25 protein-coding genes and 4 pseudogenes are annotated in these 26093 nt (G+C 36.0%); 6 read left to right on the top strand and 23 right to left on the bottom strand.

Annotated features, from left to right (window positions below; translation table 11 throughout):
- Nucleotides 1-190: 190 nt before the first annotated feature.
- The 3 genes and pseudogenes from ACZLO7_RS10320 to ACZLO7_RS10310 all read right to left on the bottom strand — a co-directional run.
- Nucleotides 191-421 carry a hypothetical protein gene (locus ACZLO7_RS10320; RefSeq protein ID WP_427489715.1) on the bottom strand — a complete coding sequence of 77 codons (231 nt, stop codon included), beginning with the start codon at nt 419-421 and terminating at the stop codon, nt 191-193.
- Between the two features lie 248 nt (nt 422-669).
- Nucleotides 670-1701: pseudogene (locus ACZLO7_RS10315) on the bottom strand (IS1595 family transposase).
- Between the two features lie 90 nt (nt 1702-1791).
- Nucleotides 1792-1875 (bottom strand): annotated as a pseudogene (locus ACZLO7_RS10310) (porphobilinogen synthase); the annotation flags it as partial.
- 150 nt (nt 1876-2025) lie between these two features.
- Here ACZLO7_RS10310 and ACZLO7_RS10305 point away from each other — a divergent pair.
- Entirely contained in the window at nt 2026-3075 is a 1050-nt protein-coding gene (locus ACZLO7_RS10305; RefSeq protein ID WP_464940188.1) for a 2,3-butanediol dehydrogenase, read from the top strand.
- Between the two features lie 514 nt (nt 3076-3589).
- Here ACZLO7_RS10305 and ACZLO7_RS10300 read toward each other — a convergent pair.
- From ACZLO7_RS10300 to ACZLO7_RS10280, 5 genes are all read right to left on the bottom strand, one after another.
- Complete coding sequence (locus ACZLO7_RS10300; protein ID WP_464940189.1) at nt 3590-4222, bottom strand: TIGR04104 family putative zinc finger protein; 633 nt, start codon at nt 4220-4222, stop codon at nt 3590-3592.
- Entirely contained in the window at nt 4203-4730 is a 528-nt protein-coding gene (locus ACZLO7_RS10295; protein ID WP_464940190.1) for a sigma-70 family RNA polymerase sigma factor, read from the bottom strand. Before ACZLO7_RS10295 ends, ACZLO7_RS10300 begins: the two co-directional genes overlap by 20 nt.
- Before the next feature lie 189 nt (nt 4731-4919).
- On the bottom strand, nt 4920-5270 hold the full coding sequence (locus ACZLO7_RS10290; protein WP_464940191.1) for a phage scaffolding protein: 351 nt from the start codon (nt 5268-5270) through the stop codon (nt 4920-4922).
- Between the two features lie 80 nt (nt 5271-5350).
- Nucleotides 5351-5521, bottom strand: a complete 171-nt coding sequence (locus ACZLO7_RS10285; RefSeq protein ID WP_464940192.1) for a hypothetical protein — start codon at nt 5519-5521, stop codon at nt 5351-5353.
- Between the two features lie 135 nt (nt 5522-5656).
- The gene (locus ACZLO7_RS10280) at nt 5657-5869 is read right to left on the bottom strand and encodes a hypothetical protein (protein ID WP_464940193.1); all 213 of its coding nucleotides are present in this window, start codon (nt 5867-5869) and stop codon (nt 5657-5659) included.
- A gap of 225 nt (nt 5870-6094) precedes the next feature.
- Here ACZLO7_RS10280 and ACZLO7_RS10275 point away from each other — a divergent pair, with 225 nt between their 5' ends.
- The gene (locus tag ACZLO7_RS10275) at nt 6095-6334 is read left to right on the top strand and encodes a hydrolase (protein WP_464940194.1); all 240 of its coding nucleotides are present in this window, start codon (nt 6095-6097) and stop codon (nt 6332-6334) included.
- Nucleotides 6335-6396: 62 nt separating this feature from the next.
- Here ACZLO7_RS10275 and ssb read toward each other — a convergent pair.
- Nucleotides 6397-6876: pseudogene (gene ssb / locus ACZLO7_RS10270) on the bottom strand (single-stranded DNA-binding protein).
- An 88-nt stretch (nt 6877-6964) separates the two neighbouring features.
- Nucleotides 6965-7147 (bottom strand): hypothetical protein, encoded by a 183-nt coding sequence (locus ACZLO7_RS10265; protein WP_464940195.1) that lies wholly within the window; start codon nt 7145-7147, stop codon nt 6965-6967.
- 102 nt (nt 7148-7249) lie between these two features.
- Between ACZLO7_RS10265 and ACZLO7_RS10260 the strand changes: the two genes are divergently transcribed.
- On the top strand, nt 7250-7759 hold the full coding sequence (locus tag ACZLO7_RS10260; RefSeq protein WP_464940196.1) for a DUF3231 family protein: 510 nt from the start codon (nt 7250-7252) through the stop codon (nt 7757-7759).
- A gap of 257 nt (nt 7760-8016) precedes the next feature.
- Entirely contained in the window at nt 8017-8145 is a 129-nt protein-coding gene (locus tag ACZLO7_RS10255; protein ID WP_464940197.1) for a hypothetical protein, read from the top strand.
- A 281-nt stretch (nt 8146-8426) separates the two neighbouring features.
- Here the strand turns inward: ACZLO7_RS10255 and ACZLO7_RS10250 are convergent, their stop codons facing one another.
- The 6 genes from ACZLO7_RS10250 to ACZLO7_RS10225 all read right to left on the bottom strand — a co-directional run bounded on the left by ACZLO7_RS10250 (nt 8427) and on the right by ACZLO7_RS10225 (nt 15863).
- Nucleotides 8427-8666 carry a hypothetical protein gene (locus ACZLO7_RS10250; protein WP_464940198.1) on the bottom strand — a complete coding sequence of 80 codons (240 nt, stop codon included), beginning with the start codon at nt 8664-8666 and terminating at the stop codon, nt 8427-8429.
- Between the two features lie 320 nt (nt 8667-8986).
- Nucleotides 8987-10279, bottom strand: a complete 1293-nt coding sequence (hutI, locus tag ACZLO7_RS10245; RefSeq protein WP_464940199.1) for an imidazolonepropionase — start codon at nt 10277-10279, stop codon at nt 8987-8989.
- A gap of 6 nt (nt 10280-10285) precedes the next feature.
- Nucleotides 10286-11956 carry a urocanate hydratase gene (gene hutU, locus ACZLO7_RS10240; protein WP_464940201.1) on the bottom strand — a complete coding sequence of 557 codons (1671 nt, stop codon included), beginning with the start codon at nt 11954-11956 and terminating at the stop codon, nt 10286-10288.
- Between the two features lie 15 nt (nt 11957-11971).
- A complete protein-coding gene (locus ACZLO7_RS10235) occupies nt 11972-13249 on the bottom strand; it encodes a YjiH family protein (RefSeq protein WP_464940254.1) in 1278 nt (425 codons plus the stop codon).
- Between the two features lie 331 nt (nt 13250-13580).
- Nucleotides 13581-14153, bottom strand: coding sequence for a hypothetical protein (locus tag ACZLO7_RS10230; RefSeq protein WP_464940202.1), 573 nt, complete (start codon nt 14151-14153; stop codon nt 13581-13583).
- Nucleotides 14154-14258: 105 nt separating this feature from the next.
- Complete coding sequence (locus tag ACZLO7_RS10225) at nt 14259-15863, bottom strand: pyocin knob domain-containing protein (protein ID WP_464940204.1); 1605 nt, start codon at nt 15861-15863, stop codon at nt 14259-14261.
- 666 nt (nt 15864-16529) lie between these two features.
- On the opposite strand from ACZLO7_RS10225, the gene ACZLO7_RS10220 reads away from it, so the two are divergent.
- A complete protein-coding gene (locus ACZLO7_RS10220; protein ID WP_464940206.1) occupies nt 16530-18005 on the top strand; it encodes a helix-turn-helix domain-containing protein in 1476 nt (491 codons plus the stop codon).
- A gap of 842 nt (nt 18006-18847) precedes the next feature.
- On the opposite strand, the pseudogene ACZLO7_RS10215 reads toward ACZLO7_RS10220, so the two are convergent.
- The 7 genes and pseudogenes from ACZLO7_RS10215 to ACZLO7_RS10185 form a co-directional block, all read right to left on the bottom strand.
- Nucleotides 18848-18984: pseudogene (locus ACZLO7_RS10215) on the bottom strand (glycerophosphodiester phosphodiesterase family protein); the annotation flags it as partial.
- A 299-nt stretch (nt 18985-19283) separates the two neighbouring features.
- Nucleotides 19284-19703 (bottom strand): hypothetical protein, encoded by a 420-nt coding sequence (locus ACZLO7_RS10210; protein ID WP_464940207.1) that lies wholly within the window; start codon nt 19701-19703, stop codon nt 19284-19286.
- A gap of 296 nt (nt 19704-19999) precedes the next feature.
- Nucleotides 20000-21667 (bottom strand): MutS-related protein, encoded by a 1668-nt coding sequence (locus ACZLO7_RS10205; protein ID WP_464940255.1) that lies wholly within the window; start codon nt 21665-21667, stop codon nt 20000-20002.
- Between the two features lie 215 nt (nt 21668-21882).
- The gene (locus ACZLO7_RS10200) at nt 21883-22137 is read right to left on the bottom strand and encodes a hypothetical protein (RefSeq protein WP_464940209.1); all 255 of its coding nucleotides are present in this window, start codon (nt 22135-22137) and stop codon (nt 21883-21885) included.
- 301 nt (nt 22138-22438) lie between these two features.
- Nucleotides 22439-22825: a hypothetical protein gene (locus ACZLO7_RS10195; RefSeq protein ID WP_464940210.1), complete on the bottom strand. Its 387-nt coding sequence runs from the start codon at nt 22823-22825 to the stop codon at nt 22439-22441.
- A 405-nt stretch (nt 22826-23230) separates the two neighbouring features.
- Entirely contained in the window at nt 23231-23656 is a 426-nt protein-coding gene (locus ACZLO7_RS10190; RefSeq protein ID WP_464940211.1) for an HIT family protein, read from the bottom strand.
- Nucleotides 23657-23755: 99 nt separating this feature from the next.
- Complete coding sequence (locus ACZLO7_RS10185; protein WP_464940257.1) at nt 23756-24271, bottom strand: GNAT family N-acetyltransferase; 516 nt, start codon at nt 24269-24271, stop codon at nt 23756-23758.
- A 414-nt stretch (nt 24272-24685) separates the two neighbouring features.
- Between ACZLO7_RS10185 and ACZLO7_RS10180 the strand changes: the two genes are divergently transcribed.
- On the top strand, nt 24686-26074 hold the full coding sequence (locus ACZLO7_RS10180; RefSeq protein ID WP_464940212.1) for an alkaline phosphatase: 1389 nt from the start codon (nt 24686-24688) through the stop codon (nt 26072-26074).
- Nucleotides 26075-26093: the final 19 nt, after the last annotated feature.

Raw genomic sequence — 26093 nt, 5'->3', positions numbered from 1 at the left:
TATTACATAACGAATGTTCAGAAGAAAAACCGTGAAATGCTGTAAAATCAGCGTTTCACGGTTTTTAATGTGTGTCCAAACTTTCATTTGGGAAAGTTTATTGAATTTATAATGTATATAGTATTTATTATTCAAGAATAGACATTACAGTAATACTATCAGTTTTTTTAAGTACATTTGAAGCCAACAGTTATCCGAAGTAATTCTGAAAACACCTACCCACAAGAAACATACTCACTATCCCCCAAGCAGCGGCACTCAATATCCACCAAATTACTGATTTAGATTTTGATGAATTCCCCTCGTCTTCCGGATTTGTTTTTATAAAAACAACCTTACTTTCCATACCTTTTTTCATAGAAATGAGAACGACAAATCCAATTATTATGAAACCAATAGTTATCCAAAGTAATAGGTCCACTCTTACACCCCTTTGCCTAAATGAATTTTACCGCAATTTATTATAGTAATTAGATTCTACATAGATAACAAAAAACCTTCGATTCTAGTATGTTTTAGTATATAAAATACCCTGTGAAAATAATAATTAATCCGGATTAAAATGCTGAAAATTAAAGTTACAAAGCGTCGTTTGGAAACTTTATTGTTTAACGTTGTAAATCCGCAAAAATTTGACAGAACTCTATTTTGATGTAGTTACCCTAATAGTCAAATAAAATTGAATTTCGATAACCGTAAACTTCGATAAGTTTCAGTCATTTCAAAAACAAAGGATGTCAAAAGAAATTCTTTGATATTGTGTTTTGTGCTTTCGTTGCTATGGCTATCTACAAATAAGAACCAAGCTAGGTAATTATCAAGGTATTTAGACGCGACACCATTAAACCGATTTATCCAATGTTTTAAACGCGAATGGAGTCCATTTACATTTTGGATATGATATAAACCTTTGATAACGTGTTTTCCATCGTCTGATTTAATGCGATAGTGTTCTATTCCTTTTTCACTTGCGTACGTTTTATAGGCTCTCCAAGCGTCTGTTACAAGTACATTATTAGGTGTTAGTTTAGACCCAATCATACCGTCAACTTTGGTTTTCACAACACGACCCATACAGGCTACTTTTGAAACAGTCGCTTTTGTTCGGTCTCTAGCGACTAGAACACAGACTTGTTCCTTGCTAATCCCTCTTAGTGTTGATTTACCGCCTCGCTTACGTGGTTTACGTTCGCTAATGCCACGTTGTCCTTTTTGAGAATACAAAAAATAAGTCTCGTCAACTTCAACGATACCATCAAATTGCTCAAAATCCATTTGTTTAAGAGCTGATAATAACTTGTGTCTCCAATAAAATAACGTAACCCAAGTAACGCCCACAATTTCTGCTGATTAACGCAAGGAATACCCTTTAAACATACATTCAACAAAAGTAATCCATTCATTACCTTTTCGAGTGCGGTAAAGAATTGTATTTGTAGTATCCATAAACGTTTTACGACAAGCCTTGCAGCGATATCGTTGACGACCATTAACTTTACCGAATCGATTAATGTGTTCTGAAGTGCAATGAGGGCATTCAAAACCTTCTTTATAACGTACTTCCCGCATTTCATCGATTAAGCGACCATCAACAGTTGAGGAAGGTTCAACATAGCGTTTCACCCATTGAAAAACTCGTTCTTTATCTGTATGCGATAATTTATCGATATGTTTTAATAAATTGCTAAACGCTTTACTCATCTTCGAACCCTTCAAATAAGAACATTCGTTCTTATTATAACCACTTTTTTTGAAGGTAATCAATTTTCAACATTCACCTTTAACAGAGCCTACAATTAAGAAATCTGCTCCCTCTTCGATATCTGATTCGGCCCCACGAAATGCTTCTAATTGGTTCGATGGATCCATTTGATAAGCTATTATTATCTGACTTCTTTATGTACATTTTATTCTGTCTTTAGTCCATTCTAGCTTTTTCCAAGTCCTTTTAGTGGTAGCATTTTTTTAGAGTGCTAGAATGGGGGTGTATTACGAAGACATCAATTTACTGGAGGTCAATATATTATGAAAGCTGCAGTATGGTATGGTGAAAAAGATATTCGCATTGAAGAAAGAGAATTGAAAGCACTTAAAGCTAATGAGGTAACAGTACGTGTTGCATGGGCAGGTATTTGTGGTAGTGATTTGCATGAATATCAAGAAGGCCCTGTATTTGTACCAACTAAAGAAAAAGACGGTTTAACTGGTGAAATCGCTCCTCTTATTATGGGACATGAATTTGCAGGTGTTATTGAAGAAGTTGGCGCTAACGTAACTAAATTTAAAATTGGAGATCGTGTAGCGATTAACCCAACATTAACTCATGGTAACAAACCTGAAGATGTAGATGCTTATGAAGGCTTTAGCTTTATAGGTTTGCATGGTGATGGTGGATTTACAACATTTGCAAATGCTCCTGAAAATAATGTTTACTTACTTCCTGAAACAATGACACTAGAAGACGGTGCTCTTGTTGAACCTACCGCTGTAGCAGTGCAAGCTGTAAAAGAAGGTAATTTACGATTCGGTGATACTGTAGCTATTTTTGGTGCAGGTCCAATCGGATTATTAACTGCTATCGCAGCAAAAGCCGCTGGTGCTAGTAAAATTATCGTGCTAGATTTGTCTGAAACTCGCTTAGCAAAAGCGAAAGAACTTGGCGCTACTCATGTTATAAACTCTGGGGTTGCAAATGGTGTAGAAGCGATTCGCGCTATCGTTCCAGACGGTGTCGATGTATCATTTGAAGTTGCTGGTGTTGCACCAACATTTAAACAAGCGATTGATGCAACAAGAGCTCGCGGTACAATGGTAATTGTATCTATCTTTGCCCGTCCTATTGAATGGAATCCAATCCATTTAACAAATACAGGTGTGAAAATCACTTCAAGTATTGCTTACACACCAACATCATTCCAACAAACTGTAGACTTAATGGGTACTGGTCAATTGAAACCTCAAGGTATTATCACTAGCCGTATCCAATTAGATGATATCGTAGATAAAGGCTTTGAAGCTTTAACAAACGATAAATCACAAGCTAAAATCTTAGTAGAATTAAGCGGTGAAAAATAAGCTTTATATATAAGAAAGGTACTTGTTATATCGAGTGCCTCATACTGTAGACAAACTCGAATTCCCTCGAGTTTGTCTACGGTTTTTTTATTATCAATTATGCCTAGGCATAATTGCGTCCGAGATCGGCTTTGTGCTTGCACAAAGAACTCCTTTCCGATTCCGTGACATCTGCCGGAGGCTTTAACTTCTTTCAGCGGGTGTTTGGACACCTGCTGAAACAAGTTAAAAATAGATAAGACCGTTGATTCCCTCTACGGTGGACGCTTTCCGCGGGCGAGTGCCAAGCCGCTTTTCCCGCAGGAGTCCCCACCTTCGCTCCAATCAACTACACACGAATTCAACAAAAATACCTAGATATGCGCCATGAATATATGGACGTGGAGAAGAACTATCTAAAGAAAAACAATTCATTCAAAGTGAATTGAATCAATCACACCTGAACTAATTATTATATATTAATCAAAACAGCTAAGCGGAAAATTCCTCTTAGCTGATTTTTAATTAGTATTAGTTACCACAAATTCAAATCTTCATCGTTTTGAAGCTTCAAATTATATGGCAGTATAATGAATACAGTAATGAGAATGGCACCATACATTAAAACAATTTCCCACCAGTAGAAATCAAAAAATGCATTAATCAGTAAGACTGAGTTTGATAATAAGACTAATTGACTCATATGGATTCTTGATTTCTTTGTTTGATATTGCTTCTTTTCGCAATGTGGGCAAATCATAGCTCGATTGAAGGTAAACATTTTTCTAGTCGAAACTCTCCAGTTCCATTCCTCATGACAGTTCTCACAAACAGGTAACTCAAACGGGTGAAAAAATTTAATTATGGTGAAAATAATACTTCCCAGAATGATATATGGAAGTAATTCGACTAGCCAGTCTAGCTGTAAGCCCGATTCTGCTTTAGCACCCGTGACGACTTTTCCATTGCCAGTCGCATCTTGAAATAGTAATGTCGCAAAAAGAACTAGCACAATTGCACATGCAACAAGTACGACGGGATATTGCCAATTAGAACGTGCTTTTCTAGTTGGGTTCTGGGCCTGTTGAAGTATTCGTTTTTTTACATCGTCTTTTAAGTAAATCTGTTGCTGAAGCTCACGGTCTAAATCATCCTTCAAACGATTCATGTTGCCATCCCTCCCATTCATAACTTGCTAATTGCTTATGTAATAATTTCCTCGCTCGTTGCAGTCGCGTACGTATTGTTGCCTCTGGACAATCTAATATTTCTGCTATTTTCACAGTATTTAATTCTTGATAATAATATAAAATAATAATTTCTCGGTACAATATCGGCAGTTGCAATAGTGCCTCAGTTACACGCATACGGTCAGCTGCTTCTATAACGAGATATTCTGGTGTTCTACTATCTCCTTTACCTGTCATTTTATCCATTAAAGTAAGCCGTTTTCGCTTCCAACTCCGTAAATAATCATGACAGCGGTTAACTGTCATTTTCACTAAATAAGTTTTTAATGAAGCCTCACCTTTAAATTGACTTTGCTTTTTATAAAAAGCTATAAAAACGTCCTGCACGATATCTTCAGCCGTCGTCAAATCTTTGACATATAAATACGCAACGCGCAATAAATAATCGCCATTCTTTTCAATGATTTCTTCCAATTGTTCAGCCAATCCGCGCCCTCCTTTCAAGCAACCATCCTATAGACGCCGGTCGACTCATTTCCGATTCATTTTTTTAAAAATATTTATACTTCTCTATTAAACCATAGAATAGTTGTCTTACTTCAACTCCCTTCACGTTAAATCATGAAAAGCTATATACCAATGATGGATGATATTTTCTGTATGACTATCTCTTTCTTAACCGCTCATTGCAAGTGGGGGGACTTGGGGGACTTTCTGGGGGACCCATAAAATTATAAGGGTTGGTATAAACGAATCTGGCAGGCGCGTATACAACTCTAAAGAAATAATTAAAAATTTAGCTTCTGTATTAGCTGTTTGAAGCTCTGTGATTTTTACTTGTAGTCCTGCAGCATCGACTTTTTCCAACTCTTCAAGCTGTTTATCGCGTAAAGCTATATCGGTTTCGAGTTGTTTTTTTGCAGTGTTTATTTTATCAAAGCGAGTTTTAGGAATCATTGCTCCGTAACCTACAACGACTTTATCTGCTTGTTCTTCTGTTAAACCTAAACACGATAGGTATTGCAACCCGTTCTTTAAAGTCTGCGAGAGCGAAAAAGACGAAATTTGCGTATTATAAAAAGCCACTCAATAGAGTGGCTTAGAAATTAAATATTTTGAATGTATACTACACTTATTAGGGGTGCGCTAAAAATCATATCACCGTTTGCATCGTATAAAAAGTACGCTTCATCTTCCACTACGAAATCCTCTACACCATTTACAACTTTCTTTATTAAACCCTCATTCCCGTAAGCAACTGCTACTTCATACTTCATTTAAACTCCCCCTTATTTACCAATAAAGTAAATTATAGCATTTATTTTATTGGTAGGTAAAACTTTTCTCCCAATCTGAGAAAGAAGCCATTTGAACATAATAAAAGCACTCCATCATTTGTATCTGGTTGAGTGCTAATTTAATGTGAAAATCGAGTCATGAACTTTTTGGGATACATAATAAAAATCAGTTGGATCATCAGTTGGATCATCATTTGCATCTAAACCTTCTAAAGTAAGGTCATGGATTGCCAATAACAAATCGTTTATATTCCCATTTCTGAGTTCATTAAAATCCGATAAGTTTTTCTGTAAAAATTCCTCATCTTCTTTTGTCATTTGAATCATAGTATCACTTCTACTTTTTAGGGGTAGTTTGAATCAAATTCCCTGTAACATAATTTATTGTTACTATACAATTCCTATCAATGTATTAGCGAGAATTCGTCTTACTAATTATTTTATCGGGATTTACTAATTTTTCTTAACATGGACAAATACTTCAACTCTTTTCATTTCAAAACCATATGTTATTAATGCAAGTCAATTAAAACATGAAAGGAGGAAATGTAAATGAGTAGTAGTCATTGTAGTCATTGTAAAGGTTGCATTTGCAATAGATTAAGACGCTTAGATAGAGGTACTGAAGTTGATGTATTCTTATCTGGCGGTCAAGTGTTAGAAGATGTCGTATTTTTAAGATTTGATCGAGATAATTGTTGTGCATTTTTTGCTGATCCAGAAACTGAACCTGGTTCAACACTTATCGTAGACTGCCAAAGAATTGATGCAATTCGAATAGAAGCAGACTAATTTATCGGGGGCCACTTTCTTAATGGGAGTGGCCTTCACATTTTCCTTCGTTCAAATGAACTTTAAAACGGCAAATCATCTTCACTTACTTCAATCGGACCCCCATTATTAGCAAAAGGATCATCATTCACCCCTGTTTGCTGTTGGGTATTCGTTCCATATTGCCCCTGTGGCGAATTTTGCTGTTGCGATTGAGATTTGTATTACTTTGACCGTTTGAGCTGTTCTGCGCCACTTTAGGCTCTAAAAACTGAACGCTATCTGCAACATCCTCAGTTGTGTATACACGTCCATTTTTTCGAACCAGTTTGAATTCGACCCGTAATCCCACACAATGAGCCTTTACTTAAATAATTCGCTGCGTTTTCAGCTTGTTTACGCCATACTTGAATTTGAATGAAATCAGCTTGTTGTTCTCCACCTTGCGTTTTAAATGGACGATTCACTGCTAAAATAAATCTAGCAACTGTAGCACCACTTGGTGTGTATTTGAGCTCTATGTCTTTTGTGATTCGCCCGACAAGCGTTACCGAATTTATCAATTATTCTCCCCCTAACTAATTTGCTCCTGATATTCCTCATGCCAATCACGAACCTTTAAGGATCCAGTGATGTAATAACCTTCGTTTATCAATTGCTTGATATATTCATCTGTAACTGGTGTAACAACCGTTGCAAAGTCGTTGTACTCGATACCATTTCAACGTACTGTGTATATTTCTTCACCGGCTGCTGTTTCCGATGATTCACTTTTGTTCGTTTAACTCTCGCTGCAGGATCGTCGACCATGATACCGTTTCTTTTTACGTTCATTTGTGGGCCATCTTTGTTTATAAATATTTGAATAAATTTCTGATTTGCAACACATGCTGAATGCTGTTAGAAAAAATCTTAAACGAAACAGGGAGTGTAATTATGGGAATACTAAGTGGAAACCCCCAAAAAGAACCTTTACATTATGGTGAAGTGTTCACTATATGGACGACCCTTGCCGTAAATAATGGATTAGTTGCTGGGTATCAAACATTTTTTAATCACACTGGTGACAAAGATTTAGCAAAGATCATTGAAGAATGTATTCAAATGATGAAAGAGGCAAATAAGCAATTAGAAAAGCTATTAAAAGTGAATGGCATCGCTCTTCCACCTGCTCCTCCTGAACGTCCAAATGCAAGAATAGAAGCTATCCCTGCTGGAGCAAGATTTAATGACCCAGAAATTAGCGCCGCACTTTCAATGGATACCGCTACAGGCTTGGTTGCATGCAGTCAAGCTATGGGAACATGTACTAGAGAAGATGTAGCTTTGATGTATGGACAATTCCATTTGGCTAAAGCTCAAATTGGTGCAAAACTGTTACGACTTAATAAAGAAAAAGGTTGGCTTGTTCTTCCTCCATTACACTTAGACTATCCAGAAAGCTAATCTTAATTTTGGGGCGATCTATTTTAGATTGGCCCTTTTTAATTTTTCATGTTCATTAGTTAGCATCCTTTCATATTTTCAGTTAAACAGTGACATGAGATTGTTCCTTCAACTCTTCTAAAACCTCTCCGTTGTTATAGAAGCCATTATTTTTGGATCTACGTCATTAGGCATTAAATACTGTTTTTTTAAATTTTCCCAAAAATTGTGTCATTTACCTTGTTGATATTTTATAATCTATTTAGGAGGTGATATTATTGAAAAAGAAAATAGCAATGTTATTATTTGTATTTTCAGTCTTTGCAGTTTCATCTGCATCGGCAGCAGCTCCAGATAAACCTATTTGCATTAAAGTTCCCGGTGGTCAAGATATTTGTTCATGGTAAATAGACAATATTCCAGCGTTTAAGACTATCGACCACTACTTTGTGGTCATTTTTTATATAAATTATTCTGACTAGAGAATATCCTTCTGTGTCTAATGGACTTCAAGTTGCAATTTTTTTCATTCTCTATTGTCTGAATTTAGCTTTAGCCTCTTTTGGCTAGCAACTCAATTGGATCACCTTCGATTTGGTTGATTCCCAATTTTCTTAATTCAGAGAGTACATGTTGGCGTTTGATTTGTTTTGCGGTCATTGATTAGCCCTCCCTTTGATATTTTGCCTTAGCAAATATAACTGTTGGTACATCTACCTAACTTCGATAGATCAACAATTTTAATAATCCAAGTACCATCTTCATCAATCTTATTTAATTCACGTAATAATTCACCATTGTATTCATGAAATTCACCATTTCTATAAGCTTCTTCCTTTGTGTACTTTTCACAAACAGTTATTTCGTCTGTGTATCCACCAAAAGAGCGTTCTTCTGCATCATCTAGTGTCTGAGTACCCCAAAACACCAACTTTCCTCTCGTCTATTTAACAGATAATAAAACGTATTCACGCTCTTTATTAATTTTCATCACGCCACATACCCCTTACCCTGCATATTTAACCGTCTAGCAACTTCAATGGCATAATCCGTCGCTCTATCTTTACAAAGCCCTGTATGGCTTATGATCGTGCTTAGATGTGAATCGAAATTTGGGGCACTTCCCCCATATAAGTCCTCTAAATACTGATAAATAAAGGATTTTATAAAGTACTCACTATTAAACCATAGAAAAAACCTCTGATTATAGCAATCAGAGGTCTCTTCCATTATTATTTCAAGCTCATTTCAATTAGTAACATCCAGTATTTCATCACACAGCACACCATTCTCAACAACAACTCGACCATTTTTAATAACCGTATGTGTATGATTCATGCCGTAGAAATATTGTAATTGCTGATAATTAGCAACATCTAGAATAAGTACATCTGCTTTTTTGCCTTCTTCAAGTGAACCAATTTCATGTCCTCTATTAATAGCATACGCTGAGTTGATTGTCGTGGCTGTTAATACTTCTTCCATCGTCATCCCCATATTCATACATGCTAAGTTCATGATAAATGGCAGAGAAATTGTTGGAGAAGATCCTGGGTTAAAGTCAGTTGAAATTGCTACTGGAACACCTTCATCAATCATCAACCTACCTCTAGCCGATGCAGCCTTCAAGAAGAAAGCTGTTCCAGGCAATAAAACGGCAACTGTTCCTGTTTTCGCCATATCACTAATCCCCTGATCAGAAGCGACAAGTAAATGCTCCGCTGAAATTGCACCTACTTCTGCTGCAAGCTCTGCACCTTCATATGGTTCTATTTCATCTGCATGAATTTTAGGTATCAAGCCATATTCTTTTCCAGCTAGTAGAATCTTACGTGATTGCTCAGGTGTGAAAACACCTTTTTCACAGAAAACATCATTAAATTCGGCTAGCTTTTCTTCCGCTACTTTTGGAATCATTTCATTTATGATCAAATCAACATATGCATCAGGATTTTCTTTGTACTCAGCTGGGATAGCATGTGCTCCCATGAACGTACTGGAAACATCAATAACATGATTTTCTTGCAGTTTTTTGACTACTTTTAATTGCTTCTCTTCTGTTGCCCAATCCAATCCATAACCACTTTTAGCTTCAACGGTAGTAATACCATGTCGCAAGAAATCATTTAAATGACCGTATGATTTTTCATAAAGATGTTCAAAAGAGGCCTCGCGTGTTTTTTTCGTTGTTGCATGTATACCACCACCAGCATTCATAATGTCCATATAAGTTGCACCGTTTAGACGCATTTGGAATTCATTTTCTCGCGTTCCACCAAAGACAAGATGTGTATGTGCATCAACTAATCCAGGCATGACCACTTTACCAGTAGCATCAATTATTTTTGCTTGCGACACTAGTTCTGGATAATACGCTCTTATAGATGCCTGTGTACCTGTAGCGACAATACGATCTCCACTTATTAATACACTGCCTTTTTCAATGATTTGTAGATCACTCATCTCTTCTCTAGTGCGAGCTTTATTCTTCGTTCCTTTTAAGGTAATTAATTGATTTGCATTTTCAATAAGTAAAATCATGTGTTTTCACCCTTCTGTTTTTAACATTGGCATATTCACATTTTTCTCTTGTGCCGTTTTTATAGCGATATCATAACCCGCATCTGCATGTCGAACAATGCCCATTCCAGGATCTGATATTAATACACGACTAATCTTTTCAGCTGCCATTTCCGTTCCATCTGCGACAAGCACTTGCCCGGCGTGTTGTGAATACCCCATTCCTACGCCGCCGCCGTGGTGGACACTCACCCAACTTGCCCCACCTGCTGTATTGACTAAGGCATTTAAGATTGGCCAATCAGACACTGCGTCCGAACCATCTTTCATCCCCTCTGTTTCACGGTTAGGTGATGCAACTGAACCTGAATCTAAGTGATCACGGCCAAATACGATTGGAGCCTTTAACTCACCAGAAGCTACCATTTCATTTACCTTTAAAGCAAATCGGTGACGATCGCCGTAGCCAAGCCAACAAATACGTGCAGGTAACCCTTGCCATTTAACCATTTTCTGTGCCATATCGATCCAGTTCACAAGTCCATCATCATCTGCAAACATTTCTTTCGCAAGGGCATCTGTTTTATAAATATCTTCTGGATCACCAGAAAGTGCAGCCCAGCGGAATGGTCCTTTACCTTCACAAAATAGTGGTCGAATATATGCTGGAACAAAGCCAGGGAAATCAAAGGCATTTTCTACGCCCATTTCTTGTGCATATTTACGAATATTATTGCCGTAATCAAACACTTCTGCCCCAGCTGTTTGGAAATCGAGCATCGCTTGCACATGGTCAGCCATCGCTTGCTTTGCCTTTTTTTCATACAGTTTCGGATCACTTTTGCGTAACTGAAGTGCTTCTTCAAGTGTCATATGATTAGGAATATAGCCATTTAATGGATCATGCGCACTTGTTTGATCTGTTACGAAATCTGGAACGATCCCACGTTCAAAAATTTCACGATAGACATCTGCACAGTTGCCTACAAGCCCGATAGAAGCAGGTTCATTTTTGTCTTGAAGCTGTTTAGCCAATTTTAGGGCTTCATCTAAATCTTCTACTAAATAATCACAATATCCTTCCTTGATTTTACGCTCGATGCGTTTTTTATCCACTTCGACAACAAGAATAACGGCTCCAGCCATTTTCCCCGCTAGCGGTTGAGCGCCACTCATTCCACCCATTCCACCTGTTAAGATTAATTTTCCTTTTAAATCTGCTGAACCAAATACTTTTTTACCTGCCTCCACAAAGCTTAAATATGTGCCTTGTAAAATACCTTGTGCCCCAATATATATCCAACTGCCTGCAGTCATTTGTCCATACATCATCAAATCTTTATCTTCTAATTCATAAAAGTGCTCCCAATTCGCCCATGCTGGAACAAGATTTGAATTTGCGATTAATACACGTGGCGAATGCTCATACGTGCGAAATACCGCTACTGGTTTTCCTGATTGAACAAGTAAAGTTTCATCATTTTCTAGCTTTTTCAATGACTCAATAATTTGCGCATAGCTCTCCCAATTACGAGCGGCTTTCCCAATCCCCCCATAAACGACTAGTTCATCAGGATTTTCAGCCACCTCTGGATCCAAGTTATTCATCAACATACGCATCGCTGCTTCTTGCGTCCAGCCTTTACAAGTTAATTCACTACCAGTTGGTGCTTTAATATTCTGCATAACATTTTCCATTATGACACGCTCCCTTTAAAATAGTAAAAATGCGATTGGTGTTACTAAAATAAGTGTTAAAACAACACGTTGGAACCAAATGATAATTAGTTGACGTATTGTTAAAGGTATATCAGTTGAAATGATTACAGGAATAACTGCTGAGAAAAATAAGATTGCTGAAATGGATACAACTGCTACTATAAATTTTGTGATGATCGTTGCATTCACGACTAATAATGCCGGTAAGAAAATCTCTGCTATTGAAACCGCTAACGCTTTAGCAGTTAACATAGGCTCTGGTAATTGTAAAATCCATGTAAATGGAACGAAAATATAGGCAACCCAATCAAAAATGGGTGTATACATTGCTAATAAAAGTCCTAATAACCCAATAGAAAGAATTGATGGTAGGACACCCATTGTCATCAGCAAGCCTTCTTTTAGATGCTGTAGAAGATTCTTTATAAACGATGGATTTTGTTTCACTGCTTGCATCGCTTCAGTCCATGCTGTTAATAGTCTTTTTTCAGTTACTATCACTTCTGGATCACCTTGTTCTACAATATACTCATCTTTTAATTTTCCAAGTGGCCATATTCTAGCCGTAATTGCCGTGACGATAAAAGTAACGATGAGCGATACCCAGAAGAACGAACTCCAATAGGCCATTAAATCAAGTGTATTCGCAACAACGACCATGAATGTCACCGATACAGTTGAAAAACCAGTTGCAATAATAGCAGCTTCACGAATCGTATATTTCCCTTGTTTGAATACACGATTTGTTAATAATAGGCCTACAGAATAACTACCAACAAAGGATGCTACTGCATCAACTGCTGAACGACCAGGAGTTCTAAAAATTGGTCGCATAATAGGTTGCATAAATACACCTATAAATTCAAGCAATCCATAACTGACTAATAATGCTAAGAAGATGGCTCCTATTGGAATAAGAACACCCACTGGCTTTATTAATTTCTCCATTAAAAATGGCCCTACACTTGGATCAAACAGCCAATCTGGACCTACTCCAGAGATAAGTAATAAGCCAGTACCTAAACCAATTACTTTAAAGACTGACATCACAATATTGACGATGTCCTTATTCCAAGTTTTTGAGATAAACGGATAAGCAGCACCACAAACTAGCATAATAACGATATAGATAGTTACTAAGGCTGGAACATTAATCGATAACCAACTAACAATATGATCTAATAAAATAGAAGATTTACCGTTGTATGTAAAAGTAACAAAGAAGCTAAATATACCAATCAAACTACAGACTACAAATTTAAAGACTGACATTAGATCTGCTTTTGAACTCTTTACAGTCAACTCAGTTTCTCGAACGCCCTCCACTTCAACCACTCCCCTTTATATTATTTTAAAATTCTGACCATTAAATATATATGAGAAAAAGTTTTAAAATAGAGGATTTTTTTTAGATTACATAGAATTTTTTTAGATTACATAGGGAATTTTTTTAGATTTTTTATCAATGACAGATTAATCATAAATAATGGAGAGGTGGAAAATTGAAATTTCGGGAAGATTCGATCCCTTTATTTGAAGAAACACTTTTGCGATGGAAACAAAAAATCAAAAAAAATACGGGGAGCCGAATACCCCCGTAAATTTATACTAATTTGATTGTCATACCTGCTTTATAGACTTTAAAGTTCACTGGATTAACCGTGTTATTGTCGCCGTTTGCTGCAAAAATGTTTAGTTCAATCTGGTCTGTTGGTAAAATTGCCCCCGTGTTAAACCGGATACTTCTCAAATCTTGTTTAACTCCAACGCTCGGTGTGCTTAACATAATTGCCGTACCATTGGAAAGGTATTTTCTTTGAGTGGTGTTCCTTACCCTCACCTGTACAAAATCCGCTCCAGTTAAGTTATACGATACTTCTATAGACATCGTAAAATCGTAATAGTGATTTGGTATTAGGGGGCCGATTGGTACGACAAGACCCGTCCCCGCCCACTTTGTAGCGACGTGGAAATAGTATGGCGTATTTTCTGTAATGATTGATGCCCCGTCATTTGCCCTTGCTGTGGCAGTGCTAATCGGCTTGATGATATTCACGACGCCTTTAATGGCTTTAATGCCCTTATGCGTTTGGATTCTAAGGATTGAAGAATTTTCGACCCCTCTAACTTTCGCATCCACTAGGTCATAGCAAGCTAGGCCCTTATGTGTCATCACCTGCAAGGATTTATCCAGGATGGATGCATCAGTCATCGAATACAAAGGTATTTCAAATGTCCCATTCCCTGTTCGTATGCGTTGATAAGCGATAGGAGTACCCATTTATAGATCACTCCTTATCCACATCTTACCAATTTCCGGATTACCAGGATCTGCAGATAATGATTCAATAATTGCAGGACTACCACCACCTTTTCCACTCAATTTCCATGGTGTCCATCCGGCATTATTAAAGTTGGATCTAAACCACATGCCATCTGTAGAGTGAGGAAAGTACAATTGAACAATCGAGTGTAAGTTGGTCGTTATTTGCAATAGTCCGGAACTGTTCGCCTCTGGTGGCGGTTGATTCTTTTTCGTATCAAAAGATAAATTTGCGAATGAAATTTGATACGTCCCCATTTGTGTTATTAAGTTGAAATCATCCGAATTTTTAATCTGTCTACGTTGAATCATAGCGGTTTTTAATACTTCCAGCTGTGCTGATGACGATAACTGTAACCACGATGTCCAGTCGGTTAAACCGAACTTAGAACGAACATAGATACCTTCTGTTGCTTGATGAGGGACGTAAAATTGAGATACGTTGTCATCCATTGCAAAAACTGTCATGATTCCATATTCGTAAGCACCTACAGGCTGATGACGTGCTGCTGTAAGTCCGGATGGCTCAATGATTCGATACGTTCCCATCTTCTGAATCGTATTCCAGTCCCTTTCTACCAATTCCCCCTCTGCGGACAATCCAGCCACACCGATTCTATTAGTGTTCTCACCATTGTTGACGTAACGTTCCTCAGGAAAGAACATCATATTAATGTTGTTCATGGAACTGGTAGAAGTAAATTCTGCAATAGGTCCTTGGTGTTGAATCATATGTGTATCCCATAGAACGCCCGTGAATGTATTTCCCATACCCGAAATCTTCAGAATTTCCCTCGTAGTTGTGCTTGGTTGAATCTGCAGGTTTGTAAAGATGTTACCTGAACATTCAAATGGAACACTAATATTTGATTCAATCACGATCATTTGATTACACTCTGATAATGTGATCTTATCGAATCGATTTGCATTGATCCACGTTTGCCCCTTAATTGGTTCCGTTGCTTTTAATCGAATTCCAATGTCAAAATTCCATATCACCAATCGTTCAATGTTTAGAAATTGAATCTGATGTGTTTCTCCACCCGAGAATAGAGATAAACCCACCCCGCCTGTAGTTGCCGTCCAGTTCCAAATGACTAAATCACGGATTACTGTTTTGGCACTAGCACTATCATACTTATATTTTCCGTCTAAATAGACAACTTCCTGTGTGTACTTATCAATTCCTATACTGATCGTACCACCACAAAAAGAAGCTTCCTGCTCCAACTCAAATCCCCTCAAATTCGCATCCAGTGAGTAATGCGTTGCACGTTCCCCGCGCAACTCAACCCCTTCACGTATCTTGATTGTTGCGTTTAATTGGTATTTACGTTCTTCTGCAATGACGACTTTTTGCTTATTCGAATACGCAAAATCCAGGGCCGCTTGAATTTTGATGGCATCAGTTTCCCCTGCAAAATCACTGACAAATATCTGTGTTTTTTGGGCAATAATTTCCGAGTCTAGCTTTTTGAAGTTATCATTAATTCCCTCGATATCGATACCATCCGTATTTCCAAAGAGATGCATCTTTAAATTTTTTGTTTTGGATTCACTCATTTAGTAACCTCCACCAATCTAATTTTTATAACTTGACGGAATTTCAACCCATGCTAATGATTCGTTCTTAACTCTCCCTAAGTCCTTTAAGACATTGCGATGGCTATATCTAAATGACAAAGAAAAATGGCCTTCATCCCCTAGAAACGAAGCTTAATTGTTTTATAGGCTTTTTGAGTGGATAGTTTGCTTCACCGCATCATAGGTGTGTTTTATCCAAAACTTATGATCTTACACTTGTAAAATCCCAATTATCACCTCATTGAATCTTTGAATTCTTTCAATGACTTCTGCTCAACGTTTAGCAATATTAAAGGTTAGATTTACCGGAATATTAAAGTCTTTTTCCATTAGATCTAATCACCAAGAAACCGTTTCTGGAAATCATTGTTTCAAGACATCATATGCTAATGCATTTAATCGCACCAATTCATTTGTATTGTTTGAACAATTGACTGTGCTTCAATCGAATCCGTAATAATCTGTTAGCGTCCCAGATATCACTGTTTCACTAACTATCATTCAACGACAGTTTTAAAATACGCGATTACAATAAAAGAGGAATTCCCTTGAATAATAGGGAATTATATTAGATACAATAGGAATTTTTTTCGATTTTTTATCAATAACATTTTAATCAAAAAAAATGTAGAGGTGGTAAGCAGGATGAAGCTATTAATAATAGATAGAGATCCAACTGAAAGAACCGGTATTCAATGGTTTATAAAACATTATCAGTTGGACATTACAATTGTTTATGAGGCGGGAACAGTTGAAGATGCTATAAAATGGCTTGAAATGGAGAATCCAGAAATTATTTTGCTAGAGCTTGAATTATTGATGCAAGATAAAACAAATGGATTAAAACGAGCTTTATCGATTCAACCTCATCATTTAATCGCAATAACAGCTGAACCCTTATTTAAGAATGCCCAAGAAGCACTTTCTTTACGTGCTTTAACCTTGCTAGTAAAACCGATTGATTTAAATTTGTTGAAACAATATTTAACACATGCATCGAGACAAGTTTTGAATCTTTCTAACGATACACTCTCCTATGTACAAGAGAACTCAATGTACCCAGCATTATTTATAGATGATTCCCCTATCGCTATAGAAAACTATGTTTATTGTTTTATGATAGAAACAGAGTTTTCAGAGCAGAATGAATTACTTTTCCACTGGCTACAATCACTGCCATTCTCGCAGCACTTTACTTTTTACCCATTATCAAAAAGAATTATGTGCTTCTCGAATGATTCAAGTCTAGAAGAGTTGGTCAAAAAGGGAAAATCAATTATGCGAGAATGGACTAAATACAACAATACACATTTAAATATTGCCATACACGATTTCCCTATACAATCAATTAAGACAATGTACAATTTATTAAAGCAAGCGTTGAACTTACGTTTTCAGAGTGGCTTTTCTCAAATTTTTTATGTCAGTAAAATACCTGGCTATAAAAAATTTGATCACTTCTTAACTATTGAACAACAACGTCTTTGGATTAATAGCTTAGAGCAAAATGATGCCCAAGCTATTAAGGATTTTTTGTATAACATTTCAAATATGAAAACGTACTATCAACCAGACGCCATCCGTATTCATCTTACAAGTATACTTGCTCAAGTCCGACGCTTTATGCTGAAATATCAAATGGACAAGATAATCGAAGTTGAAAAGAAATATGATCTGCTATTTGATATGATTTTGAATCATCCAGTGCTTTATACCATCATCCAAGAGTTCGTCCTCTTTTGCCAAGATGTTATGAATCATGCTGTACACCGAAAAGAGCACGGACAATTTGATTATGTAAATGGAGCACTTGATTATATTGATATTTATTACACGGATAGCTCATTGAATCTTACAACACTGGCCGAGTTCTTAGGCATTAGCACAAGCTATTTAAGTATGTTATTTTCCTCAACTAAGGGGATTACATTTAAACAATACTTAAATGAAATGCGGCTCACACATGCCCTGCAATTACTTAAAGAAACGAGTTTACCAATTAGCGAGATTGCATCATCCACTGGCTTTAATGATGCTAATTACTTTTCAAAGGTGTTTAAATCTAACTTCACCATTAGTCCTTTAGCCTATCGCCAGGAAATGAAATTGGCCGTAGATTGAGAAATAGGTTATAGATTAGGTTTCCGAAGCTTACCACTCGCTTTCCGCGGGCGAGCGTCGAGCCGCTTCGTCGAGCCGCTTCTTCGCTACGCTCCTGCAGGGTCTCGCCTGTCTCACTTTTCCCGCAGGAGTCGAGTGGACGCTTCTCCAGACTAATAAAATGATACCTGCTACTTTTCTATTGATTCATTCATTTTAATAGATGTTAGACTGTAGACAAGCTGCGAAGAAATTCGGGTTTATCTACAGTCTTTTTATTTGTATACAGGATAGATCAGGTTTCCGAAGCTTACCGCTCGCTTTCCGCGGGCGAGTGTCGAGCCGCTTCGTCGCTACGCTCCTGCAGGGTCTCGCCTGTCTCACTTTTCCCGCAGGAGTCGAGTGGACGCTTCTCCAGACTAATAAAATGATACCTGCTACTTTTCTATTGATTCATTCATTTTAATAGATGTTAGACTGTAGACAAGCTGCGAAGAAATTCGGGTTTATCTACAGTCTTTTTATTTGTATACAGGATAGATCAGGTTTCCGAAGCTTACCGCTCGCTTTCCGCGGGCGAGCGTCGAGCCGCTTCGTCGCTACGCTCCTGCAGGGTCTCGCCTGTCTCGCTTTTCCCGCAGGAGTCGAGTGGACGCTTCTCCAGAATAATAAAATGCTAAAGCTTGTTCTGACAACCATCTGCAATTACAAACTTCCAATTGGAAAATTATCAATTCACCCCTTCCTCATACACTTTCAAAATCAATAGAGGGATATTATCGAAAACACGAGTATGTTTATGATGAAAAAGATAAAAAAAATTTAAAAGGCAGTTGGAATGAGCTCAATCCAACTGCCTTTTAAAGACTATCAGGTATATATCCTATCCAACCATGTAAGTTAGAAGGTATTTTTTTATTGTGGCTTTTGACATCGTTCGTAAACTCGGGTGCCGCTCTCTTATTACAGCGATTGGCTGATTCCCACCATACACAGTTAATTATGTGCGAGAAATATAGGTTCACTCCGCAAGTTTTGCGAACAAAGAACTAATGTTTACATATATAGATATAAGAAGGATAAGAAGATCCAAGCTGTTTTCCATTTGAATATTCTCAGGATTTTGTTCACCAGATTCTCCTTTTGATGATCCATTTAAAAGGTGCGTGATACTAATAATTGAATATGTTGCGAATATTAATTTAGTGGATCATACCTTATACTCTACTAACTATAAAGTATATTTTCAGGAGCCCCATCGATGTGGCATTTTCAATTAGAAAAAAGCTAGGAAATTGCTCATTTTTTACCTAGTCTAAACCCTAAAACGAAAACAATTAACATACAAATAAACGTAAGAATAATAATTGTTGATCCATCAATCATTGTTAATAGTGCTGCCATTTTGCTAGCTAACCAAACAAATGGAAGAATGTAATACTGCGGAATGGCTGCAACACTTCCAAGTCTTCCTACATCATCTGTTAGGATAAATTGCCAGATGAATATTACTAACGAAATCACCCATATACTATTCCCCAACAACATTCCTTTCATAGAGTTTTTGCTAAATCGACCTATTACATATCCGACCCATAGCCAATATACAAAAAAAACAATTTGAGCGATAAGGGGGTAAAATGGAATCATTGATTGATGTGCTAGGTATCCATAGATTCCTGGTATAACGATCAAAATTAGGCCAAGTATATATTTCATCTTTTTCATCTCCTTCTAGATACAGTTTTAAAATCTAGCCAACACTTGTCTCTACTGTTTCTTTCTATTAATATTCATAAGATTTGTAGATATTACTGATTACTATGGAAAAAAACTCATTTCATACATCTTTCGTTTCGAAAAATCGGGCGTTAATAATTTTGATAATACAAGCAGGTTGATTATTCAAAATCACCATTTCAATTACAATACGAAATAATTGTTAATTCTTCTTCACCTATGGAGCATGTGGGTTCAAAAAAATATAAAGGGTGCATTTTTTACTTTACAAACTTTTAATTTCTTTCTTTCATTTCTCCCCACTCACGACGTTCTATGAAATACTCTGCTAACACGTTTGCTTTATTTGTGATACTTTGTGGATAATCCAGTATTTCAAGAAGCTTAATAGCGTTTTTCGTTTTGGATGGTCCAGAATGAATTGTATAATCAAATTGAACTTTACCCTTTTCAACCGATTCACTGAAGTGATAATTTGTATAAGCTTCTCTAGCAATTTCGGTTAATTCAATATCATGTGAAGCAATGATATTCATTCCTTTATTCATAGAAAGCCATTCCATCATTGCGGCCGATGCTGCTATCCGTTCAATCGTATTTGTTCCCTTCAGTATTTCATCAATAAATGAGATACATGGTTTACCTTGTTCACACAGTTGGATAATACGTTTGAGTGACTTTATTTCAGCTATGAAGTAACTATCCCCGTCTAAAACATTATCCTGAATAGCCATTGAAGTTACAATATAGCTAGGTTTCATTGTCCAGTTTTCTGCTAACACTGTATTAATTGTTTGTGCGAAGATTGTATTAATAGCAATTGCCTTGATATACGTGGATTTCCCTGACGCATTAGACCCTGTTATGAGTGTACTCTTGCCGAGCTTAGATGTATTTGTCACCGGGTCCTTGATAAGTGGATGATACATATTTTTGAATGAAAGTTCCTCTTCCTCCACAAATGTAGGAATACAATATGTATTTAGTGATTTACGGTAAAAAGCAACAGCTATCCCTGCATCAAGTTGCCCAATAAGTTGCCATAATTCACGGTATTCTGCTTTATGAGCTGAAATCGTTTTAATAATATTGTTATACGAAATAAAATCTAATAAAAAGAATATTCGAATGTACTCAAAAATAATGTCAAAATCTCCGTTGCCTCTTCCAATCGAAGTAATATTGCTTAAAACTAAAACCTTTTTGATTGGCTGCACCTTGTACTTGAACTCGTTTGCAAAAGTTGTAAATTCCGGATCTTTGATGGATGCAAAGCGTTTTCCAGTTTTAATAACAGCTGCTATGTACGATGTGGAATATAGATTATTCTCTAACGCTGGTTTATTTTTATAATATACAAAAAAGTTAATTAGAAATGATCCTACTAAACTTAGAATCCCGAACTTTAAGCTATACAACATCAAAAAGATTGAAGCAAACGGCAATAAAGCAAGTAGCACATAAACGGTTACATATTTTATGTTACTTTGATCCTCATAAAAAAAAGAAGATGAATTTGTATAATCTTGTTTTCCAAGCCCTGATAGTATTAGTAGGACCTCTTCTCTAAGTGCCTGATTGCTTTCCAATAATGAGTAAAGTTTTTCTTTATCTTGTAGATCTTCAAGGGATGGATCAATATCTCTTAGCTGATTAAATAAATATTCTGACCCTACCGAACTTTGCGTGTAATTGATTTTTTTGAAAACAGTATTCATTGCTAAATCATCCCATGTCAACTGATCTATACCATTATATCTTGGTTCACTATTTTTTTTATTTTCCCAGTACATTGATATTGATTCTTCAGCTTCACTTAGTGCGTTAAACTGCCCTGTTTCCCATTCTTTCCTAAACTTTTTTAGTCTTTTCTTATTTTTCATTAAAAAATTATAGGCAAAGAAAACGATCACGACTATTATAAGAAACATTAATTTATTCACCAATATTATCACTCCTATTACTTTTAAATTGTGTACTACCAGTTGCTACTCTTACATAGATACAAAAAATTCATATAAAATCTAATAGATTAATATAGAGATTTAATTTGTATCCAACCTAATGTGTAATTGCTTTACCCCCCGTTTCAGTAGACCTCTTTTTCAGGTACTAAATATGTCCCCGAAATTGAAATAACATTGTCTTTAGTAGCAATTTACTTGCAGTTGTAAGTGGTTTTATTGTTGATGACTTTACTTTTTTCTACCATTGTAATACTTGGTTGTACTGTCTTAGATTGAGCTATTTGATATATTAAAATAGAAGTAACTAAGACTGTGCAGATTAGAAGCCCTTTGATTGCAAAGTTAAAAGGACGTTTAATGGTATTATCACTTGCTTTTTTATGTAGCAAGTACGTAGATGTATTTTGAAACTGTGTTTCTTCTGGATTAATCTTTGGATCTTTCATGTACATTTACCTCCGAAGTTGTGACTCAGTTTTAACATATATACATTATATACCACCATAAACAAATATTACTTTTTAAATTTTGTGAGTCACAATAGCTATGTCCGAAGACGGCTGCTGTTAAAACGACCTTCAAAGATAATAAATCTCGAGAGCGCTCTTGTATACTTTTGATCAATTTTTTACTCAAACTTTATTCAAATCTACAAATGCATACAAAAAAAGAACTGCTACTTCATGTTTGAAGTCGAAGTTCTTTTAGGAGTTATTATTCAACTTTTCAAGGAGGCTATATTTTGTCTCAACCAATAATTTTCTTCTTACTATAATGATGCCGTATTGATAAAGAAACAGCTACAATGATGATGATGAAGGCTAAACTCATACCGATAATAAAACGAACGGCATAATTTGCTTCAGAATCTGCTAAATTATCCATGATGTTAATATAAATAGGGAAAAATAAAACGGTTCCAAAAATAGTTTGATACGGAATAATCCTACTAGTCTCATCAGTAAACACAATTCCATCTAGTATAAATAAAATGAAAAATACAACACTAATAATAACGCCAACCATTATAAATTCACTATCCATATTGAAACTACCCATATCCATAACGTAAGCTAAATAAAATAAGACGAATCCTAAAAACGCTGAACTTACAATTTGCTTTACAAAATTCATCTTCTCACCCTCTCCCCAATAATTCACTATTATAATACGGCCTTATCACAAGTGTTGAACATACATCATTGCCACTAAAACTGCCATTCCAATGGTCTTTGACTTAATAAATGTACAGTGTAAAAAACGGCTAATCCAGAACTATTCCTTTCACAAATGATAATTATTACTTCTTATTTTATTGATTTTGGAATTGTTAGAGATTATGCACATTCGATTTCTAAGTATGTAGCATTGTCAATTCATGCACGCTTTCTACACCGTATACTAGTCTATGCCCTAACGACTTTTTTTGTGCCGAATCAGTAATTTACTCTTTTTCATTTAGTCTATGCACCATATTATTGTTAATTTAACAAAAAAAAAGAAACTCCACCTGATTGGAAGTTCCTTTTACATTAAACATTATTTATTTAATTCACTAATGGCTTGAATTAGTTTTCCTTTAGTTAATATTAACTTCGATTTCTCTTCTATATAGTTATCTTCACCTGAATAGAAAGTGGCAAATGACTGATTTTTGTATCTTGGTACAACGTGCATATGATAATGAGATAACTCATTGAATATTCCACCGTTTTGACATATAGTGATACCATCTGGATTAAACAGTCTTTTTATTGCTTTAGATAGAAGCATAGATGCCTTCATAATTGCATTTGCAGTATCCTCATCAAGTTCTTCAACATCATAAATATGTTTTTTAGGCAGTATTAAAACATGCCCCTCATTGTATGGATCATGGTCTAAGAAACAACATACATCATCATCCTCGAAAACAACATAAACTGACTCATTTTGATTAGCTAAATTACACCCTAAACAGTCCATTTAAACTCACCTCTTTTAAATTGTCGTTTTTTATAAAAGTTCAATTCAAATGTCACCTCATTTTTGGAAAATCGTATTCTAACCCTCACGCTACACTAATCAGTTCAAATATTCTTCACTTAATACAGCGTAGTAATATTCATCCCACCAAGTATCTCCATGGGGTATGCATTTTTTGAAGAATCCTTCTCTTCTCATACCTATTTTCTCCATAACTCGATAGGAAGGGACATTTTCTGGTTGACAAGTGGCAATTATTCTATGTAACTTTAATTCTTTAAATCCATAGTCTAAAAATGCTTTTGCCGCTTCAGTAGCAAAACCCTTATTACAATACTTCGGATTAAATACCCAACCTATTTCAAAAGTATGTTCACCAAAGTATTTAAAAAATTCGATGTGACCAATAAGAATATTTTCTTCTTTTAGTATAATAGCGAATTTCTCAGCCCTATCAGCTAAATTATTACTCACTAATTGCATTGTTTCAGCTTCATTTAATACACCCGTTGGCATATACTCCATTACCTCTGGGTTAGAAGTATACTCATACAAACTTACCCAGTCTTCCTCGTTAAAATTTCTAATTAAAAGTCTCTCAGTTTTTAAAAACACTTCCATTGTTAACAACCCTCAATTCAATTAAATATTAATATTATCCTTTTATATATCTAGTCATCAAAATGTTTAGCTGTGCCTTTTTGCTAACCTCAAAAAGTTACATTTTCCTCCATCGACACCATTGCATGTAAAACAATATAAAAGCTACTTTTAATGACTGCAACAATCATCTTCTATAATTATACATATTACCTATAATTTGTTTCAATAACTTTTAAATCATTTTATATTCCATTAAATAAAATGCTTCATTTTGAACACACTATAATTTGATCATATATTATTTAGCTTACATGTCGAAATTTCGCTATTACAAATAATTTACATATCTCTTACATGGCGACAACACTATCATAAAATTGTTCCTGTATATTTTAGGTATACAAAAGTTTAGGAGGAATTATATTAATGAGCATGAATATCAAGAAGAAATTACTTGCGTTCGCTGCTGTATCCACTCTGGCAATTAGTAGCTTAGGTGTACCGTTTACTGAGGCGCAAGCAAAATCTGCAGCACCAAAAGAACCCGAGATAAAAAATATTATCTTCCTTATTGGAGATGGCATGGGTGTTTCTTATACTTCAGCCTATCGCTATTTAAAAGGCAGTCCAAATTCAAAATTTGTCAATCCTACATTATTTGATAAATATCTTGTTGGTCAACAAATGACATATCCTGAAGATACAAAAGAAAACGTAACAGATTCGGCATCAGCTGCAACCGCAATGTCAGCAGGTATTAAAACTTACAACAATGCAATTGCAGTAGATAATGATGAATCAGAAGTCAAAACCGTCTTAGAGTCGGCAAAAGAGATGGGAAAAGCGACTGGTTTAGTTGCAACATCTGAGATCACACACGCAACTCCAGCGGCATTTGGCGCTCATGATCCGAGTCGAAAAAACATGAATGCAATTGCAGATGACTATTATGATGAACTCATTAATGGCAAGCACAAAGTCGATGTCTTACTAGGTGGAGGTTCATCATTATTCATCCGCGAAGACCGTGATCTTGTGAAAGAATTTAAAAAAGACGGCTTTAACTATGTGACAACAAAAAATGATTTACAAAAGAATAAAAATAAACAGGTACTTGGCTTATTTGCAACTGGTGGTATGGATAAAATGATTGACCGAAAAGCCGAGACACCTTCTCTTGCTGATATGACAAACTCCGCTATTTCTAGTTTAAAACAAAACAAAAAAGGTTTCTTCTTAATGGTTGAAGGTAGCCAAATCGACTGGGCAGGCCATGATAATGACATCGTTGGTGCGATGAGTGAAATGGCAGACTTCGAAAAAGCATTCAAAGCAGCTATCGACTTTGCTAAAAAAGACAAGCATACATTAGTCGTTGCAACAGCCGATCACTCAACAGGTGGTTTCTCTATTGGTGCAAAAGGCGATTATAACTGGTTCGCAGCTCCTATTAAGGCAGCAAAACGTACACCAGACTTCATGGCTAACAAAATCGCAAATGGTGCCGACGTTGAACAAACATTAAAACAATACATTAACCTTGATTTAACAGCTGAAGAAATTCAATCGGTGAAAGATGCAACAGCTAAAAAAGAAATAGACATCGACAATGCAATCGAGAAAATCTTCGACACACGCTCAAACACAGGTTGGACAACTGGTGGTCATACAGGAGAAGATGTTCCAGTATACGCATACGGTCCATCTTCAAGTAAATTTGCAGGTCAAATTGATAACACAGATAATGCTAAAATCATCTTCAAAATTTTAGAACAAAATAAAAAGAAAAACAAAACAGTCATCAAAGATAAATAATTAAGAGTACGGGCTGACA

The organism is Viridibacillus sp. d25.2 (assembly GCF_055456015.2).
This window is presented reverse-complemented; position numbering and strand designations above follow the sequence as displayed.

Excerpts from the sequence above, each read along its gene's own strand:
- hutU (WP_464940201.1), bottom strand. The coding sequence starts at position 11,956 with ATGGAAAATGTTATGCAGAATATTAAAGCACCAACTGGTAGTGAATTA.
- ACZLO7_RS10235 (WP_464940254.1), bottom strand. The coding sequence starts at position 13,249 with ATGTCAGTCTTTAAATTTGTAGTCTGTAGTTTGATTGGTATATTTAGC.
- ACZLO7_RS10300 (WP_464940189.1), bottom strand. The coding sequence starts at position 4,222 with ATGAATCGTTTGAAGGATGATTTAGACCGTGAGCTTCAGCAACAGATT.
- ACZLO7_RS10275 (WP_464940194.1), top strand. The coding sequence starts at position 6,095 with ATGAGTAGTAGTCATTGTAGTCATTGTAAAGGTTGCATTTGCAATAGA.
- ACZLO7_RS10225 (WP_464940204.1), bottom strand. The coding sequence starts at position 15,863 with ATGAGTGAATCCAAAACAAAAAATTTAAAGATGCATCTCTTTGGAAAT.
- ACZLO7_RS10200 (WP_464940209.1), bottom strand. The coding sequence starts at position 22,137 with ATGAAAGATCCAAAGATTAATCCAGAAGAAACACAGTTTCAAAATACA.
- hutI (WP_464940199.1), bottom strand. The coding sequence starts at position 10,279 with ATGATTTTACTTATTGAAAATGCAAATCAATTAATTACCTTAAAAGGA.
- ACZLO7_RS10190 (WP_464940211.1), bottom strand. The coding sequence starts at position 23,656 with ATGGACTGTTTAGGGTGTAATTTAGCTAATCAAAATGAGTCAGTTTAT.
- ACZLO7_RS10260 (WP_464940196.1), top strand. The coding sequence starts at position 7,250 with ATGGGAATACTAAGTGGAAACCCCCAAAAAGAACCTTTACATTATGGT.
- ACZLO7_RS10280 (WP_464940193.1), bottom strand. The coding sequence starts at position 5,869 with ATGATTCAAATGACAAAAGAAGATGAGGAATTTTTACAGAAAAACTTA.
- ACZLO7_RS10285 (WP_464940192.1), bottom strand. The coding sequence starts at position 5,521 with ATGAAGTATGAAGTAGCAGTTGCTTACGGGAATGAGGGTTTAATAAAG.
- ACZLO7_RS10195 (WP_464940210.1), bottom strand. The coding sequence starts at position 22,825 with ATGAATTTTGTAAAGCAAATTGTAAGTTCAGCGTTTTTAGGATTCGTC.
- ACZLO7_RS10265 (WP_464940195.1), bottom strand. The coding sequence starts at position 7,147 with ATGAACGTAAAAAGAAACGGTATCATGGTCGACGATCCTGCAGCGAGA.
- ACZLO7_RS10210 (WP_464940207.1), bottom strand. The coding sequence starts at position 19,703 with ATGAAATATATACTTGGCCTAATTTTGATCGTTATACCAGGAATCTAT.
- ACZLO7_RS10220 (WP_464940206.1), top strand. The coding sequence starts at position 16,530 with ATGAAGCTATTAATAATAGATAGAGATCCAACTGAAAGAACCGGTATT.
- ACZLO7_RS10180 (WP_464940212.1), top strand. The coding sequence starts at position 24,686 with ATGAGCATGAATATCAAGAAGAAATTACTTGCGTTCGCTGCTGTATCC.
- ACZLO7_RS10305 (WP_464940188.1), top strand. The coding sequence starts at position 2,026 with ATGAAAGCTGCAGTATGGTATGGTGAAAAAGATATTCGCATTGAAGAA.